A 16754-nucleotide genomic window follows, 5' to 3' on the forward strand; every position below is an offset into this window, starting at 1 on the left:
ACTGCCGGGGGACGGGTGACAACCTCCGAGTCGCAGGGAAGTAGGGGGCTGCCGGGCTGGTGGCGGGTGTTTGGCGGGCAAGAGGCTGGGGCCGGCGCGGGACGAAACTCCTGTGCATGGGCCGGGGTGCAGGCGGCGCGGGGAGACTTTGGGGTGGGCGGTTAAAACCGCAAGGTGACCACCACTTTGCAGGAGATTTCGCTCCACTGGCGGGAGAGGCGCCATTCCTCGACGGCCATGCCCTGGTTGAAGACGAGGTAGGCGTCGCAACCGGGGCGGAAGGTCCAGCGGAGGCGGCTGTTCCAGCCGGCGGAGCGGGTTTGGTTTTCGTATTGCACGAGGTTGTTCCAGGAGAGGTTGGGGGTGAAGGTCAGGTTGAGGCGCAGGCCGGCCAGGCGCGCATCAAAGTCGCCACTGGGCAGGCGGACCCGGCGGAGCTGATAATTCAGGCCCCACAGCCAGTGACTGGAGGGGCGCCAGTTCAACTCGGTGAGATAGTCCTGGCGCGTGCCGTGGTAATAGTCGCCGTGGCGATAATTGAAGAACCAGCTCAGGGGGCGGGCCTCGCTGGTGCGGAGGAAGGTGCGGAAGCCGCCCCAACCGTAATCGTCGGCCGGGATCCAGACGCCGGGCCACATCTCGAAAGGCGCGTCCACCACGTCGCGGTTGAGTGAGTATTCCATGTACCACGTGTCGCCGGCGGGGGTGGTGAGCATCAGGTAGGGCAGGTCATAATCTTCCTCAATCAACCGGCCGCTGGTATCGGTGGCCCAAGTGGGCCGCACGCCCAGGGATATCGAGCGCAGCGCGCGGGTGTTGAGCCGCCAGACATAACGGGAGCCCAGGATGTACTGGCGAATGTCCCGCCGGGAAACGAAGCCGAGGGCGGGGTCGAAGCGGGCGTCCACCTGGCGGAAGATGGCCTCCGCCTCCAGCGGCTCATTGGGGAAATCCAATTTGAACCCCCAGGCCAGGCCGCGGCCGCCTTTGGCGTCGGAGTCGCTCATGAGCAGGAAGGCGTGGCCCAGCAACTGGCGGTTGCCGGGCAGGCGGCTGTTGAGATAATTGAAGTCCGCGCCCACCACGGTGTTATCGCCGCGCTGGCGGGGATCGCCGTGGGTCAACAGCAATCCCACGTTGGACTCTTCAAAGACCAGTTGGGAGAGGCGGGCGACGGTGAGATTTTTGGAGGGCACATCCCGATAGGCCTCCTGCTGGACATTGAGCAGTCCAAGGGTGGTGCCATTGAGCCGCCCGGTGAGTCGCGCCCCGCCCAGCAAATCCACCGGCATGCCATCCTCCGCCAGACCGATGCGGCGTGAGTAAAACGGCAGGGGCGAGTAGGTGAGGCCGCCGAAGCGCCATACCGAGGCGTCCTGCAAAAAGAAATCGCGCTTTTCCGGGAAGAACAACGGAAAGCGGGTGAGATTGACCACCCGCTCATCCACCTCCGCCTCGGCAAAATCGGTGTTCAAGGTGCCCTGGAGCTTGAGCATGGGGGTGATTTGGTAAGTGACGTCCAGGCCGGGGCGGAATTCCCATTGTTGCCGGGCATTGAGGCGGTCATCGCGGAATTTGCCGCTGGCGAAGGGCCGCAGCTCCAGGCCTTTGCCCTGGCGGAGTTTTTCGAGGCCCTGGATTTGTCCAAAATCGGCCAGCGTGGTCATGGCCTTGGCCGGGCTGAGGGCGGTCCAGCGGACGATTTCCTGTTTGCGGCGGATGACGCGCTCGAAGTTGCAGCCCCAGGCGTTGGTTTGGGGATCAAAGCCCAGGCTGCGGAAGGGGATGGCCAGCTCGGCCGTCCAGCCGTGTTCGTCCACCCGGGCGTGGGCATGCCAGAGGGTGTCCCAGGATTTGTTGGCCACGCTGAAATTTTCGATCAGGCCTTCGGCGCGGACGCCCGCCGGATTGACCATGAAGTAGCAGCCCTCGCGCTGGCGGTTGAACGAGTCCAGCGCCACCATGAAATAATCGTCGCTGCGGAGGTTGGCGTCGTGCTGCATTTGTTTGGCCAGAATGGACTGGGGCTGGGAATCATAACAGCGGACGCCGATGTAAAGGTAATCGCGGGTGAACAGCAGCCGCACCTCGGTGGTCTCGGAAGGAGGCGCCCCTTCGACGGGCAGGACTTGCGTAAAATTGGTGAAGGCCGGGGCTTTGGCCCAACAGGCATCATTCAGCCGGCCGTCCATCTCGGGCGGGTGCTCCGTGAAGGTGACTGGCCAGAGGGCGGTGGAAGGAGGCAGCGGGGGGGGCGCAAGCGCCGTCTCCTGCGCGGGAAGAAACGGGCAGAAAAGTCCCAGGACGGCGGCCGCAAAAAACCGCCGTGTGGCTTGCCGGACGTAGGACCATGCCTGGGTTGCTTCCACACTGTTTCATGGCGAGCTTCCCGGCGGGAATGGTACGCCGGGATGGGCGGCCATGATGCAGTCTTATTAGACGCAGCAGCTTAGAAGCCTATTTAATCGAAAACCGGCCGGGGGGATTCAGATTACATTCATGAACACCCCAACGGAGGCGGTGTAACCATGAAGGTAGTTGCGGGAGCCAACGGGGCCAATTTCGCCGTTGCAGAAGAAGCCGGAAACGCCGAGCGGCCCGAGGTATTTCTGGACCAGGTTGGCATCGTGGTCCGGGGCGCCGAACAGCCCCATGCCGCGGCCGTTGCAGGCAAACAAACAGCCGCCATAGAAAGTGTGGCCGCGCCACTTTTCCTGGGCCTGGGTGAGCAGGGTTACCATGTCTTCGGTGGCGGCCTCGGCGTCGCGGCGCTGAAATTGAATGGTCTGGCCGGTGCGCGGCCAGGCGCCCACCGCCAGCGCGCCGGAATTGGGATCGCCACCGAGCAGGTTGCGGATGAGGAAATCCCCCCGCTGGAATTGCTCCACATATTCGCTCATGGCCAGGCCGATGAATAAATTGCCGCGGGCCTTGCGCTGCTCTTCAAGGTCCAGGGAGTGGAAGGTGTCCAGCAGGACTTTGTAGGCGGGGCGGTTGCCGATTTGCCGGATGAAATTGCGCTCGCTTTGGGTGATGGTCCACGGCTCGCCGATGGGGGTGCAGCCCTGGGAGACCACCGCCCCCAGGCGCACGGCGCTGCCCACGGAGATCACCACGGCGCCATCATCAAACGCCTGGTGGTTCAAGTAAACCTGCGTGCTGCGCAGGGAGGGCGTGCCGCTGGCCAGGCCGCCAACCATGGGCAGGGCGGGGTAGGCCTCATTCCATTGTTTGAGCCAGGTTTCGGCGTCGAACGTGTAAGGATCAGCAAAGACCAGCCAGCCATTGGTCTGCTCGCAGCCGATGCCGGTTTCCGCATACCAGTAGGAGCGGTTGGCGGCTTCAAGGACCTGCGCCTGGGTCAGGTGAAATGCCCGCAGTTGGGCCTCCGGGAGGTGGTACAATCCCAGCACGGCGCCGGGGGTGTCTTCGAATTCACGGGCGCCGGCGATCAGTCCCATGCCGCTGCAACCGGCCAGCAGCGGCACGCGGGCATGGACCTGGATGATTTCCAGGGCTTCGGCCGCGTGCTCGGCCCAGTCCGGGCTGAAAAACACCAGGCCCAGCGAGGGCGGGCGGCGCAGTTGCTGGCGCAGCTCTTCCGCCCACGCGGCCAGGCGGAGCTCTTCGTAGCGCCCCGGAAAGAAGGCCGCCATGGAAAACTCATTACGCACGCTCCAAGATAATCCGTGGCGGGCGGAGGGGCAAATGGGGAGGTGCATCTTCCCTGGCGCCGGGGGATGGGCGGGGGCCGAGGGGGGGGTGTCCTCCAAACATGTGACATTGCCACGCGTGGTGGCCGTGATAAATTGGCCGGCATGAAACGCAATTGCTTTCGCTATGTCCTGGGTGGAGTGGCGCTGTTGGGCGCCCTGTTGCTGAGCTGGCCGACGCTGGCGGCCGCGGCGTCGGGCACGATTACCGTGGCGGTGGACCGGCCCGGCCCGGCTTCCAGCCCAATGCTGTGGGGCATCTTTTTTGAGGACATCAATCACTCGACGGACGGCGGCATCTACGCCGAGCTGGTGCGCAATCGCAACTTTGAGGACGGCGACAAGCCGGACTATTGGAGCGTGGTGCGGAGCGGGACGGCGCAGGTGGAGATCAGCGTGGATCGGAGCCAGCCGCTGAGCGCCAAGAATCCGCGGGCGTTGAAAGTGGAGATCCGCGACGGGGGCAGCGGCCGGGTGGGGGTGGCCAACGGCGGTTACTGGGGCATGAACATCCGCAAGGGCGAAACTTATGAGCTGACGCTCTTTGCCCGCGCGGCGGCGGGTTTTGCGGGGCCGCTGATGGTGACGCTGGAGAGCGAGGACCGCGAGGTGTATGCCGAGGGGCGGATTGCGCGGATTGAGGGCGCCTGGAAGAAATACGCGGTGAGTCTGACGGCGCGGGGGACGGATCCCCATGCGCGGCTGGTAATCAGCACCACGCGGGCGGGCACGTTCTGGCTCGACATGGTTTCGCTCTTTCCAAAAAAGACCTTCAAGAACCGCCCGAACGGGCTGCGGCCGGATCTGGCGCAAATGCTGGTGGATTTGAAACCGTCGTTCAACCGGTTTCCGGGCGGCTGCTGGGTGGAGGGGGACACCATGGCCCAGGCCTACCGGTGGAAGGAGACCATTGGTGATGTGGCCGAGCGGCGGACCCAGTGGAATTTGTGGGGGTATCACGCCACGCACGGGATCGGCTACCACGAATACCTGCAAATGTGCGAGGACATCGGGGCGGAGCCATTGTTTGTCATCAACTGCGGCATGAGCCATCGTGAGAACGTGCCGATGGACAAGATGGACGAGTACGTGCAGGACGCGCTGGACGCCATCGAGTATGCCAACGGGCCGGTGACCAGCAAGTGGGGGGCGTTGCGGGCGAAGCACGGGCATCCGGCGCCGTTTAATTTGAAATACATGCAAATTGGCAATGAAAACGGCGGCCCGGCGTATGCGGAGCGTTACCGCCTGATGTACAACGCCATCAAGGCCAAGTACCCTTATATGACCCTCATCGCCAATGACTGGGGCGGTCCGCCCAAGAACGTGCCGCTGGAAATTGTGGACGAGCACTATTACAACAACCCGGAATTTTTCATGGTGCAATCCACCCGGTATGACAAATACCCGCGCACGGGCTTCAAGGTGTTTGTGGGCGAGTATGCGGTCACCCAGGGCGGCGGACAGGGGAATCTGCGGGCGGCGGTGGGCGAGGCGGCCTTCATGACCGGGCTGGAGCGCAACTCGGACATTGTGGTCATGGCGTCTTACGCGCCGCTGTTTGTGCATGTGAATCACCGGCGCTGGAATCCGGACCTCATCAACTTTGACAGCTCGCGGGCCTACGGCATTCCGTCGTACTACGTGCAGAAGATGTTCAGTGAAAACCGCGGCGAGACCATTTTGCCGATCACGGTGGAATCGCCCAACGCCACCACGCGCACGCAGGGCGGGGCCATCGGGGTGGGCACGTGGCTGACGCAGGCGGAGTTCAAGGACATCAAGGTCACCCGCGGCAACGAGGTGCTGTATGAGTTTGATCCGGCCAAAGGCACGCAGCCATGGCGGCTGCTGGGCAACGGCAACTGGAGCATCCAGGACGGCGCCCTGCGCCAGATGAGCCGCGCCGAGAATGTGCGGGCGATCATCGGCGACAAGCAGTGGACGGAGTACACCCTGACGCTCAAGGCGCGAAAAATCAGCGGCGATGAGGGATTCCTAATCCTCTTTAATGTGCAGGACGAAAACGCCAAGTCGTGGTGGAATCTGGGCGGGTGGGGCAACCGCCGCCATGCCATCGAAATGGGGGGGGTCATTGGGCGCGAAGTGGAGGGGCGCATCGAGACCGGCCGGTGGTATGACATCCGCATTGAATCCGGGGCCAAGGGGGTGAAATGTTATCTGGACGGGCAACTGGTGCATGACTCGGAATATCCGACACTGAAGGCGCTTTATGCCTCGGCCACACGGGCGCGGGATGAGGTGATCCTGAAGGTGGTCAATGCCAGTTATGATCCGGTGACCACCACCTTTGCGTTGCAGGGCGTCAATCGCGTGGCTGGGCCGGCCCGGATGATTGTGCTCACCAGCGAAAAGGCCACGGACGAAAACAGCCTGGATCATCCGCTGAAAGTGGCGCCCAAGAGCAGCACGGTGAATCTGCCGGGGCCGCGCTTTGAGCAGACGCTGGCTCCCAACTCGGTGAACGTGCTGCGGGTGCGGGTGCAATAAGCCGGTGGGGCGGGTGAACGGCCTCAACCGCGCCGGTGGCGAGGTGAGGCCGGAGGCCGCGCTGTTGATCAGCGGCCTTGATCCCTGCCGCCCAGCGTGATCTGCCCCTGCAGCAGCAGGCGCCCGCCGGCCGATACTTCTGTTTCCGCCTGGATGAGGCCGCCCAGGCGGCCGGTGATGCGGGCGGTGAGCTGGAGCGTTTCGCCGGGCCGGGCGGTGTCCCATATTTTGATGTGCCGGAGGGCGGTGAGTTTCAAATCTTCGAGGGGCGCCTGCCCGGGGGCCGTTTGCGCCACCACGCCGGCGAGTTGCGCCGCGGCTTCCACCAGCAAGACGCCGGGAAACAGGGGCAGGCCGGGGAAATGACCGCGCAGAAACGGCTCGTCGCCGCGCACGTGGTACTCGCCCGCGCCGCGCACGCCTGGCTCCAGTGCGGTGAGCCGGTCCACAAACCGGAATTCAGGCCCGTGGGGGAGGCGGGCCAGCGCCTCGGCCAGGCATGGTTTGGATTCAAGCGGAGTGGGCATGCGGAGCGTGTCTCGCGGTGGATGCGTTACAAAGGGCCTCGTGTGACGCCCAGTTCATTGAGCAGGCGCAGCTCCTGCCAGAGGCGGGCTGCGGTGATTTCGCCCCGTTCGAGCTGCTGGTAGCGTTCGAGGGTGCGGCCCACCAGCTCCGGCGATTCATGGACAAACTCGAGCCGGAAACGGCGCGTCCCCGCCTGCACCAGTTGGGGCAGGGCTTCGGCGCCGGTTTGGGCGCGGGCGTTATAGACGGTGTTGCGGCAGCCGGCATCGGCCCGCAACGGATGCTCGGCGCCCACGCGATCGCGCAGCTTCACGTCGTGCTTTTCGCAGGGGCGGCCGCAATTGGTGAAGTCGGTGCCCGAGGAAAGGAAGGCGCAAAACACGCAATGCTCCATGTGGAACATGGGCATGTGATGGTGCAGGGTGATTTCAAACCAGGCGGGCGGCGCGGCGCGCAGCAAATCGAGCAGTTGCGCCACATTCAGATCGTAGGAGGCCGTCACCCGCTCCAGCGGGTAGTGCGTCAGGAAATATTCCGCGCTCAGGGGGTTGGCGATGTTCAGGGAGTAGTCGCCGATGCACCGGCAGCCGGCGAAAAATTCCAGATGATCGTAATTGCGCACCAGGTAGCCGTCCGCCCCGCTGTCCCGGACCTGCCGCAAGATCCAAGTTTCGCCGGGCTTGGTGATGCGCGGGGGCGCCACGAAAATCTGGCGTGAGTGTCCCGCCGGCGTGGGGCCGGCCGCGCGGACGCGGCGTACCGCCTCGGCGTACTGCCGGGGATCATCCAGCTCGCAATAAAGGGTGGCCACGTCGCGTTGCAGCACGCTCTCCAGTTGGGCCAGCGAGCGGACCAGCACAATCCACTCCACTTGGTCCGGGGTGGCGATGGTCTGCCGGGGTGTGGCGAGTCCCTGCAGCCAGCGGCCGTCCTTGATGTGTGGCCCGGGGTGCAGGGTCCAGCGCCGCGGCTGCCGGCGCTGGTTTTCCAGCGCGGTTACGAGCTCGCGGCGCAAACGATTCAATTCGCTGGCGGGCAGGATCACCTCGCCCTCCAGGGCATACTCAAGGGTGCCCAGGCGGAAGGGGGTGCCCCCCAGGCGGCCCAGTTGCTCGCGCAGTTTTTGGGGCGTCAGCGGTTGATGGTGGGCGGCGACCAGCGGCATTTGCGAAAGCGCGGTGGCGGTATGCCCCTGGGGATCGCGCATTTCCACCCGCAGCGGCTCGCCCGCGCGCCCGCTGGCATGCACCTGCACCGGTTGTTGAAAGCGCGGGGTTTCGCCTGCAAAACTCTGCCGCCAGCGGCGCTCCAGCTCGGGGTCGCTGGTTTTCCAGACCCAATGGCCCGGTTGCACGCGGGCGGTCTGCACATCGCCGCGGCCAAAGGTCAACCAGGCCTCGCGCGCTGCCGCCCCGCGGCCGGCCGGCAGGACTTCATACACCCGGCCGCCTTCCTCCCGCAAATCCGGCCGGCCGGCGTCGAAGACGACGCCGTCGCCCGGCTTGACGCTGCCGGCCAGCCGCACGCGGACACGGCCGGGGCGGGATTCGAGCACTTCGCCAATGAAGGCGCCGCGTTTGGTGCCGAAGCGCGCATGGACCAGGGCCTGATTGTTGACGCCGCCAAACCAGCCGGTGTAGAGGCCGCGTGAGAAGGCCATCTCCATTTCATAGCGGTGGGCCTCGGCATCGTAGGGCCGGGGCGCCGGCCCGCAGGCGGCGTCGAGCGCCTCGCGGTAGAGGCGGGTGATGTTGGCCACGTATTCCGGCGTCTTGAGGCGGCCCTCGATTTTGAAAGAGGCCACGCCGGCGCGCGCCAGGTCCGGCACCAGCTCGAGGGCGGCCAGATCGCGCGGGCTGAGGAGGTAGCGGCGATCGCCCAGCGGCACCACGGCGCCATCGGCGATCAATTGATAGGGCAGCCGGCAGGCTTGGGCACACACGCCGCGATTGGCGCTGCGGCCGCCCAGCGACTCGCTGGTCAGGCATTGGCCGGAGTAGGCCACGCACAGCGCGCCATGGACAAAGACCTCCAGGGGGAGGGCGGCCTGTCGGGCCGGCAGTTCCTGCTGGATGCGTTCAATTTCCTTGAGCGAACATTCCCGCGCCAGCACCACCAGTTGGCAGCCCAGTTCCCGCGCAAACTGCACGCCGGCGGCGCTGGTGATGGTCATTTGGGTGGAGGCATGCAGGGGAAAATCCGGCGACAGCCGCCGCGCCAGCCGGGCAATGCCAACGTCCTGCACAATGGCGGCGTCCACGCCGGCCTGAATGAGAGCGCGCAGGCAGCTTTCGGCCTCCTCGAGTTCGTGGGTGAAGAGCAGGGTGTTGAAACAGGCGTACCCCCGCACTCCACGGTAGTGCAACCATTCCATGAGGGCGGGCAACCCCTCCAGGGTGAAGTTGTCCGCGCGCAACCGGGCATTGTGGCGCTCCAGGCCGAAATAAATGGCGTCGGCACCGTTTTCCACGGCCGCGCGCGCGCAATCCCAGTTGCCCGCCGGCGCGATCAGTTCCGGGCGCACCACGGCCGCGCCCTCGGTGGAGGGCGAGGCGTTGGGTTGGGCGTTGGCCGCGGTCAGTGCCATCAAGGGTTAATCATTCCCCAGATTGCCTGCGGACGCAAGCCAGGCCATGCGGGAGCCGGCGCGTTGCCCCACCCCCCATGAGCATTCCGGGAGGGGGCGGGCCGACGGGGGCCGTTTGGGCGGGGGCGAGATTTTTCTTTTCCCCAGAGGGGAAATGGTCAAGGATAATGCGGCTTATTTATTTGATGGCTTATGGCGGTGGACCGAATGCAACAACAGCGCTTCGAGTTGAAGTACCTCATCACCGAGGACAAAGCGCTGATGGTACGCGACTTTGTGCGGAGCGCCGGGATGGAGCTGGATGAATACAGTGCGATTCGCCCCAATTTTTCCTATCCGGTGCACAGTCTGTACCTGGACAATGACGCCCTGACCACCTACTGGGAAACGATCAACGGGAACAAAAACCGGTTCAAATTGCGGCTGCGTTACTACAGCACGGATCCCGACACGCCGGTGTTTTTTGAGATCAAACGCCGGATGAACAACTGCATTTTGAAACAGCGCGGCGGGGTGCGGCAGCAGGCGGTGGAGGCGCTGTTGAGCGGCCATCTGCCGGAGCCGCAGCATCTGGTCAATTACTCCGCCAAGGCGCTGGTGGCGTTGCAACGGTTTTGCGAGCTGGCCCAGCGGCTGCAGGCCAAGCCCAAGGTGCACATTGCCTATCTGCGGGAAGCCTACGTGAATGACAACGACACGGTGCGGGTGACGATGGACCGGCAGGTCTGCGGCGAACCGAACTTGCGCTATGCCATCACCACGGAAATGGAGCGGCCGCGGTACTCGTACCGGCCCTATGTGATTCTGGAGCTGAAGTTCACCAATCGTTTTCCCAACTGGTTCAAGGAGCTGGTGCGGGTGTTCAATGTCATGCAGCGCGGCGCGGCCAAATACGTCAGCTCCATCCAGGCCATCGGGGATCCGCGCCTGCTGGAGGCGCACACCACCATCGTGCAGGAGGAAGAGGTCAATTACGATTGAGCCAGGCCGCCCGACTCAATAACTGCTCCTGAACGCCGAATGTGGGCTGATTTCTCCCCGACCCCGGGCGGGAAGCGCCACCGGCCGGAGCGGTGCTGCCGGAAGTTGCCCGGGCTGGCGTGATGATCGGCCTCTTACAAACCGACTTTTTTGAACCGGGCCTTGACCTGCCGGAAATGGAAATCCAGCGAGCAGATTTTTTCCAGTTCGCCGGGTGCGAAGTGACGGGCCACTTCGGGATCGGCCTGGAGCTGCTTGAGGAAATCGGCCTGGGGATCCCCGGCGTTTTTGGCCTGCCAGGTCAGCATGGCGTTGCGCTGGACCAGCTCGTAGGCGGCCTCGCGGGTGAGGCCCTTGCGGATGAGGGCCAGGAGCACGGTTTGGGAGTGCCACATGCCCAGCGAGAGCGCCAGGTTGCGTTTCATGTTTTCCGGATAGACGATCAGGCCGTCGGTTAATTTGGTCAGCGTGGCGAGCATGTAGTCCAACAGCGTGCAACTGTCGGGGAAGATGATGCGCTCGACGCTGCTGTGGCTGATGTCGCGCTCGTGCCACAAGGCCACATTTTCCAGGGCGGCCAGGGCGTTGGCGCGCAGGACGCGGGCCAGGCCGGTGAGGCGTTCGCCGGTGATGGGATTGCGCTTGTGGGGCATGGCACTGGAGCCTTTCTGGCCCTTGGCGAAATACTCCTCGACTTCGAGCACTTCAGTGCGTTGGAGATGGCGGAACTCCGTGGCCCAACGCTCGATGCTGGCTCCCACCAGCGCCAGGGCCATGAGAAACTCGGCGTGCAAATCGCGCTGCACCACTTGCGTGGCCAGCGGCGCGGGGCGCAGTCCCAGTTTTTTGCAGACGTAGGCTTCGACGCGCGGATGCAAATGCGCGCTGGTGCCCACCGCCCCGCTGAGCTTGCCCACGGCCACCGTGTGGCGCGCCGCGGCCAGGCGTTGCTCGGCGCGCCCAAACTCGTCATACATGAGGGCCATTTTGAGGCCGAAGGTGATCGGCTCGGCATGAATGCCATGGCTGCGGCCGATGCAGGGGGTGAATTGATGCTCGCGGGCGCGGCGGGCGATGACCTGGCGCAACTGGCGCACATCTTCCAGCAGCAAATCCGCCGACTGGGTCATCTGCACAGCGAAGGCTGTGTCCAGAATGTCGCTGGAGGTCAGGCCAAAGTGAAACCAGCGGCTGGCGGGGTGGTTGATGCGCTCAGCCACACAGGTGGTAAAGGCAATGACATCGTGATTGAGCGTTTTTTCCAGCTCCTTGCAGCGCTCCACATCGAAGCCGGCGCGCTCGCGGATGAGGCGGAAATCCTGCTCCGGCACGATGCCTTCCTTGACGAGGGCTTCGAGGGCGAGCAGCTCCACCTGAAGCCAGATTTCCAGTTTGCGTTGCTCCGTCCAGATTTCCCGCATGGCGGGCCGTGTGTAACGTTGTATCATGGCGGGGGGGAATGTAGCCGAAGCGGCGAAGTCAGACAATGACCAATGACCAATGACCAAAGGACCCGCTCCGAAAGCCGGGGGGGGGTGTTAACCACGAATAGACACGAATAGACACAAATAGACATGAATAGACACAAACTTGCATGAATTTCAGGGGAGGGCATGTGGACTTAAAAATGAGGACCGACCCCTGTTTCAGGGCTAATGCTTATAACTTGTGAAAAGTAGCTCAATAACTTTTAATAAGAAGGTCGCCTCTTTTTAATGAAAATAGGCTTTGCTATCCCCCATGCTTAACGAGCCGCAACAACAACCGATGGATGTGAATGACCCCGCCGGGGAGAAGCCACGCGCGCGCCGGCGAGAGGGCGTCCGGCAGGCGGCGGGCCGGGAAACGCCGGTGGACCGGCTGCCGCCCCATTCGTTGGAGGCGGAGCGCGCGGTGCTGGGGTGTCTTTTGTTGGATCCGCAGGAGGGGCTGGGGGCGTCCATTCAACGTTTCAAAGTCCAGCAGTTCCAAGAGGCGGTGGCGGGAGAGGGGGCGGGGGCCGAGGGCGGCGGGGGTTTCCGGTTCAAGGACCGGCGGCTGCGGGACAAGCATGAGATTTTTTACGATCTCAAGCATCAGGTGATTTACGACAATCTGGTGCAGATGTTTGACCGGCGGGAGCCGATTGACATGGTCACCCTGCTGCAACGGCTGCAATCGCGGGGCGAGCTGGAGAAGGCCGGGGGGGCGGCGTATATCGCATCGTTGTTGGAGGCGGAGCATTCGCCGGCGAATCTGCAGTATTACATGGACATTGTCTGGGGGAAATACATCCTCCGGAAATTGCTCCATGCTTGCACGCACATCATTCAGAATGTGTATGATTACAAGGGGGATGTGGATGCGCTGCTGGACCAGGTGGAGACGGACATCCTGCGCCTGAGTGAGGAGCGGGTGGAGGAGAAGTCCATGAAGATGCATGATCTGGTGATGCGCTCCATACAGATCATTGAGGAGCGGCACCAGCGCAAGGGGCAAATTACGGGGTTGTCCACCGGTTTTCCGGATTTGGACGACATGACGACGGGGCTGCATGGGGGGGAAATGTTCATCATTGCGGCGCGGCCGAGCATCGGCAAGACATCGCTGGCGATGAACATAGCCGAGCACGTGGCGCTGGAGTTGAAGCAGCCGGTGGGGATTTTCAGTCTGGAAATGACGGCGGAATCGCTGGTGCTGCGCATGCTGTCCTCGCGGGCGCGGGTGAACGCGCAGAACCTGCGCTCGGGCTTCCTGAACTATGAGGATTTCCAGCGGCTGACCCAGCATGCGGGGGAGCTGAGCCAGGCGCCGCTGTACATTGATGACACGGCCAATCTGAGCATTTTGCAGCTTCGGGCGCGGGCGCGGCGGCTGCATCAGCAGTATGGCATTCAACTTTTCGTCATTGACTACCTGCAACTCCTCCATTCTACTTCCTCCCGCGCAATGGAAAGCCGGCAACAGGAGATCGCCGACATTTCCAAAGGCATCAAGGCGCTGGCCAAGGAATTGAACGTGCCGATTATTGTCCTGAGCCAGCTCAACCGCGAGATGGAAAAACGCGAGAGCAAGCCGCGCCTGTCCGATTTGCGGGAATCGGGGTCCATCGAACAGGACGCTGACGTGGTGGGCCTGCTGTACCGGGCCGATCCGAAAAGCCCTTACAAGGCGGCCAACATGGACGGCGACGACGCGGGGGAGATGATGCAGGCGGAAGCCATCCCGGTGAATTTGCTGATTGCCAAGCAGCGCAACGGCCCCACCGGCGACATCCGCCTCATGTTTGTGAAGGGGTACACGCGGTTTGAATCGGTGGCGAAGGTGGAGCCGGAAGATGTGCCCGCAACCGGCTAGTGTGCGACGGCAGGGTTTGATCTATGATGACATGGCTCAGGCAACAACCGCGCGGGGGCGCCCTTGGGTGGCTCGTGGCCGTGGTGTGCAGCGGATGGCTCTGGACGGCGCCGCTGGGCGCGCAAACCGCGCCGGTGGTGCGGAAGGTGACCATTGACTACGTGGGGCCGGCCACGGTGAGCGAGCCGATGATCCGCTCGCACATCCGGGTCAAACCGGGGGACAGCTACCTGCAGGCCAACACCAGCGAGGACATCCGCTCCCTGTACGGCACCGGCCAGTTCCGGCAGGTGGTGGTGGAGCCGATCGCCCTGCCCGACGGCATTGAGCTGGTGTATCACATCATCGGCAAACCGCGGCTGACCTCCATCAAGTTTGAGGGCAACAAGAAATACTCGGAGAGCAAGCTCAGCAAGAAGGTCAGCTCCAAGGTGGGGGAGCCGTTGGACGAAGCCAAGATCTTCAATGACACGCTGGAGCTGCAGAAGTTTTATCAAAAGAGCGGGTACCATCAGACGACGGTCACCAACCTGGTGTCCATTGACGAGCGCGCCGGGCGGGGGACGGTGACGTTCCAGATTAACGAAAGCCCGAAGATCAAAATCGAGCGGGTGGAGTTTGTGGGGGCACAGCAACTCAAGGAATCCAAGCTGCGGAGGGTGGTGAAGACGCGCAAGCGGTGGTTTTTCTCGTGGCTGACCGGCTCGGGGCGGTTGAAGGATGACGTGCTGGAGGATGACCGGGAGCGGCTGGCGGATCATTACCGCAACGAGGGGTACATTGATTTTGATTTGCAGGATGTGAAAGTGGATTCCACCGGTCCCAAGAGCGTGGTGGTGCGGTTTGTGCTGACCGAGGGGCGGCAATACAAGGTGGGCGACGTCGCGTTCAAGGGCAATACGCTGTTTTCCAATGAAGAGCTGGCGCGCACCCTCAAGATGGGCGCCGGGGAAATCTTCAAGCCCAAGGGACTGGAGCGGGATTTGGAGGCGCTGCGGGATCGTTACGGCGCCCGGGGGTATATTGATGCCACGGTGGTGCCGCTCAAAAATCCCAACGTCGAGCGGGGGACGATGGATTTGACCTACCAGATTGAGGAAGGCCAGCAGGTGTTCATTGAGAAGATTGAGATCAAGGGCAATACCAAGACCAAGGACAAGGTGATCCGCCGGGAGCTGGCGGTGGCGCCGGGCGAGGTGTTTGACATGACCCGGGTGAAGCTCAGCCAGCGGCGGCTGGAGGGGTTGCAATATTTTGAGAAGGTGGACGCCCGCGCCGAGCAGCCCGGCCCCACGGATCCGCCCAACCGGCGCAACCTGGTGGTGTCGGTGGACGAGAAGAACACCGGCCATTTCACCCTGGGCGCCGGCTTCAGCTCGATTGACAGCCTCATTGGTTATGTGGAGGTGCGGCAGAGCAATTTTGATTTGTTCAAACCGCCCCGGTTTGAAGGTGGCGGGCAGAAGATGCGCCTGCGGGCCACGCTGGGGACGGTGCGGCAGGACTACCTGATCTCGTTCATTGAGCCGTGGTTTTTGGAGCGCAAACTGACGTTGGGGGTGGACTTGTATCACCGCGTGCTGAACTACGTCAGCCTCAATGATCTGTATGACGAGCGGCGCACGGGGGCGCGGCTGAGCCTGAGCCGGGCGCTGGGGACCGATTTGTTGATTGGTTCGGTGGCCTACACCATCGAGCGGGTGGGGGTGGTGAATGTGAATCCCAACGCCTCGCAGGTGATTCAGGACGAGGCGGGTTACCGGCTGGTTTCCAAGGTGGGCGCGAGCCTGACGTACGACACGCGGGATCACGCGTTGATGCCCACCCGCGGCCATCGCGTGGAGCTGTTCTCCGAGGTGGCCGGCGGGCCCTTCATGGGGGACACCGATTATTACAAGGTGGAGCTGCGCGGCGTGCAGTATTTCCGGGGCTTCCACCCCAGCCACATCGTGGAGGTGGCGGCGCGGGCGGGGTCCATGGCGCCATTTGGGGACTCGAAGCGCGTGCCGTTGTTTGACCGGTTTTTCCTGGGCGGCCTGTACTCGTTGCGGGGTTTTGACTACCGCGAGGTGGGGCCCAAGGATGTGAATGGCGAGCCGATTGGGGGCAACACCTACTGGTTTGGCTCGGTGGAATATTCCATTCCCATTATTCAGCAGGTGCGCTTTGCGGTGTTTTATGACATCGGCAATGTGTATGCCCAGTCCTGGAGTTTCAACCACAACAGCCTGCTGGGGGAGAAATTTTACAATGACAACTGGGGCGTGGGCATCCGGCTGAATCTGCCCATTGGGCCGATGCGGTTTGACTTTGGCGTGCCGATCACCACCGACAGCCGCAATGACAGCAGCGGCAAATTCCAGTTTGGGGTGGGGTACACCCGTGAATTTTGAACTTTCCTGGTTTGAACCCGTCTAATCTCCCATGAATGTGCGCATGATATTGCTGGCGGCCCTGGTGGCCGGCACCCTCACCCTTGCTGCAGCGCCGGCCCCCGCGCCGGCGGGCGCGCTGCGTGTGGCGGGGGTGGATTTGAAGAAGCTGTTTGAAAATTATTGGCGCACCAAACAGGCCAACAACAACCTCCAGAATCAGCGCGAGGAGATGCTCAAGGAGCGCAACGCCTACACCGATCGCCTGAAAAAGGCGGACGAGGAGTACCGCAAATTGCTGGAGGCGGCCAATGACCAGGTCATCTCCGCCGAGGAACGGAACAAACGCAAAAAGGCCGCCGAGGAGAAACTGGTGGAGTTGAAGCAAATCGAGGGGGCGACCGAGCAATTCTTGCGCAACGCGGCCAGCACGTTGCAGGAGACCGAGGCGCGGATGCGCAACAACATCGTCAAGGAGCTCAAGGAAGCCATTGCCGCCAAGGCCAAAGTGGCGGGTTACACCCTGGTGATTGATTTGTCGGCGGATACGCCGGTGGGCACGCAGGTTTTTCTGTATTCGGCGATTGAGGACATCACCGAGACGCTGACCGCCGAGTTGAACGCCAAAGCTCCGCCCGGCGCCCTGGAGGACCGCCCCCGCACCAATGCTCCGCCGGCCTCCGGGAAGTCCAAATAAAGGCGGGCGGGGGAGAGCAGCCGGAGCCG

The 16754-nt window shown here is 63.1% G+C and carries 10 protein-coding genes; 5 read left to right on the top strand and 5 right to left on the bottom strand.

What is annotated here, in order from left to right; all coding sequences use genetic code 11:
- Positions 1-161: 161 nt before the first annotated feature.
- Together N3J91_08345 and N3J91_08350 are read right to left on the bottom strand one after the other, a co-directional pair.
- A complete protein-coding gene (locus N3J91_08345; GenBank protein ID MCX8156439.1) occupies positions 162-2369 on the bottom strand; it encodes a carbohydrate binding family 9 domain-containing protein in 2208 nt (735 codons plus the stop codon).
- 117 nt (positions 2370-2486) lie between these two features.
- Positions 2487-3674 carry an FIST C-terminal domain-containing protein gene (locus N3J91_08350; GenBank protein ID MCX8156440.1) on the bottom strand — a complete coding sequence of 396 codons (1188 nt, stop codon included), beginning with the start codon at positions 3672-3674 and terminating at the stop codon, positions 2487-2489.
- A gap of 144 nt (positions 3675-3818) precedes the next feature.
- Here N3J91_08350 and N3J91_08355 point away from each other — a divergent pair, with 144 nt between their 5' ends.
- Entirely contained in the window at positions 3819-6224 is a 2406-nt protein-coding gene (locus N3J91_08355) for a carbohydrate binding domain-containing protein (GenBank protein MCX8156441.1), read from the top strand.
- 68 nt (positions 6225-6292) lie between these two features.
- On the opposite strand, the gene N3J91_08360 is transcribed toward N3J91_08355, so the two are convergent.
- Together N3J91_08360 and N3J91_08365 are read right to left on the bottom strand one after the other, a co-directional pair.
- A complete protein-coding gene (locus N3J91_08360; protein ID MCX8156442.1) occupies positions 6293-6751 on the bottom strand; it encodes a beta-hydroxyacyl-ACP dehydratase in 459 nt (152 codons plus the stop codon).
- A gap of 26 nt (positions 6752-6777) precedes the next feature.
- Entirely contained in the window at positions 6778-9339 is a 2562-nt protein-coding gene (locus N3J91_08365; GenBank protein MCX8156443.1) for a U32 family peptidase, read from the bottom strand.
- A gap of 192 nt (positions 9340-9531) precedes the next feature.
- On the opposite strand from N3J91_08365, the gene N3J91_08370 reads away from it, so the two are divergent.
- Positions 9532-10320: a polyphosphate polymerase domain-containing protein gene (locus tag N3J91_08370; protein MCX8156444.1), complete on the top strand. Its 789-nt coding sequence runs from the start codon at positions 9532-9534 to the stop codon at positions 10318-10320.
- A gap of 134 nt (positions 10321-10454) precedes the next feature.
- Here N3J91_08370 and purB read toward each other — a convergent pair whose 3' ends face one another.
- Positions 10455-11768, bottom strand: coding sequence for an adenylosuccinate lyase (purB, locus tag N3J91_08375; protein MCX8156445.1), 1314 nt, complete (start codon positions 11766-11768; stop codon positions 10455-10457).
- A gap of 292 nt (positions 11769-12060) precedes the next feature.
- On the opposite strand from purB, the gene dnaB reads away from it, so the two are divergent.
- From dnaB to N3J91_08390, 3 genes are read left to right on the top strand one after another with little or no spacing between them, the layout of a single operon-like run.
- Complete coding sequence (gene dnaB / locus N3J91_08380; GenBank protein MCX8156446.1) at positions 12061-13656, top strand: replicative DNA helicase; 1596 nt, start codon at positions 12061-12063, stop codon at positions 13654-13656.
- 23 nt (positions 13657-13679) lie between these two features.
- Positions 13680-16049, top strand: coding sequence for an outer membrane protein assembly factor BamA (gene bamA, locus N3J91_08385; protein ID MCX8156447.1), 2370 nt, complete (start codon positions 13680-13682; stop codon positions 16047-16049).
- 43 nt (positions 16050-16092) lie between these two features.
- Positions 16093-16725: an OmpH family outer membrane protein gene (locus N3J91_08390; GenBank protein MCX8156448.1), complete on the top strand. Its 633-nt coding sequence runs from the start codon at positions 16093-16095 to the stop codon at positions 16723-16725.
- Positions 16726-16754 lie beyond the last annotated feature (29 nt).

Source organism: Verrucomicrobiia bacterium (assembly GCA_026414565.1).
In the GTDB taxonomy this organism is placed as follows: domain Bacteria; phylum Verrucomicrobiota; class Verrucomicrobiia; order Limisphaerales; family Fontisphaeraceae; genus Fontisphaera.

What these genes read in the sequence shown, in the direction of transcription:
- bamA (MCX8156447.1), top strand. Translation starts at nt 13,680, where the DNA reads ATGATGACATGGCTCAGGCAACAACCGCGCGGGGGCGCCCTTGGGTGG.
- purB (MCX8156445.1), bottom strand. Translation starts at nt 11,768, where the DNA reads ATGATACAACGTTACACACGGCCCGCCATGCGGGAAATCTGGACGGAG.
- N3J91_08365 (MCX8156443.1), bottom strand. Translation starts at nt 9,339, where the DNA reads ATGGCACTGACCGCGGCCAACGCCCAACCCAACGCCTCGCCCTCCACC.
- N3J91_08390 (MCX8156448.1), top strand. Translation starts at nt 16,093, where the DNA reads ATGATATTGCTGGCGGCCCTGGTGGCCGGCACCCTCACCCTTGCTGCA.
- N3J91_08360 (MCX8156442.1), bottom strand. Translation starts at nt 6,751, where the DNA reads ATGCCCACTCCGCTTGAATCCAAACCATGCCTGGCCGAGGCGCTGGCC.
- dnaB (MCX8156446.1), top strand. Translation starts at nt 12,061, where the DNA reads ATGCTTAACGAGCCGCAACAACAACCGATGGATGTGAATGACCCCGCC.
- N3J91_08370 (MCX8156444.1), top strand. Translation starts at nt 9,532, where the DNA reads ATGGCGGTGGACCGAATGCAACAACAGCGCTTCGAGTTGAAGTACCTC.
- N3J91_08355 (MCX8156441.1), top strand. Translation starts at nt 3,819, where the DNA reads ATGAAACGCAATTGCTTTCGCTATGTCCTGGGTGGAGTGGCGCTGTTG.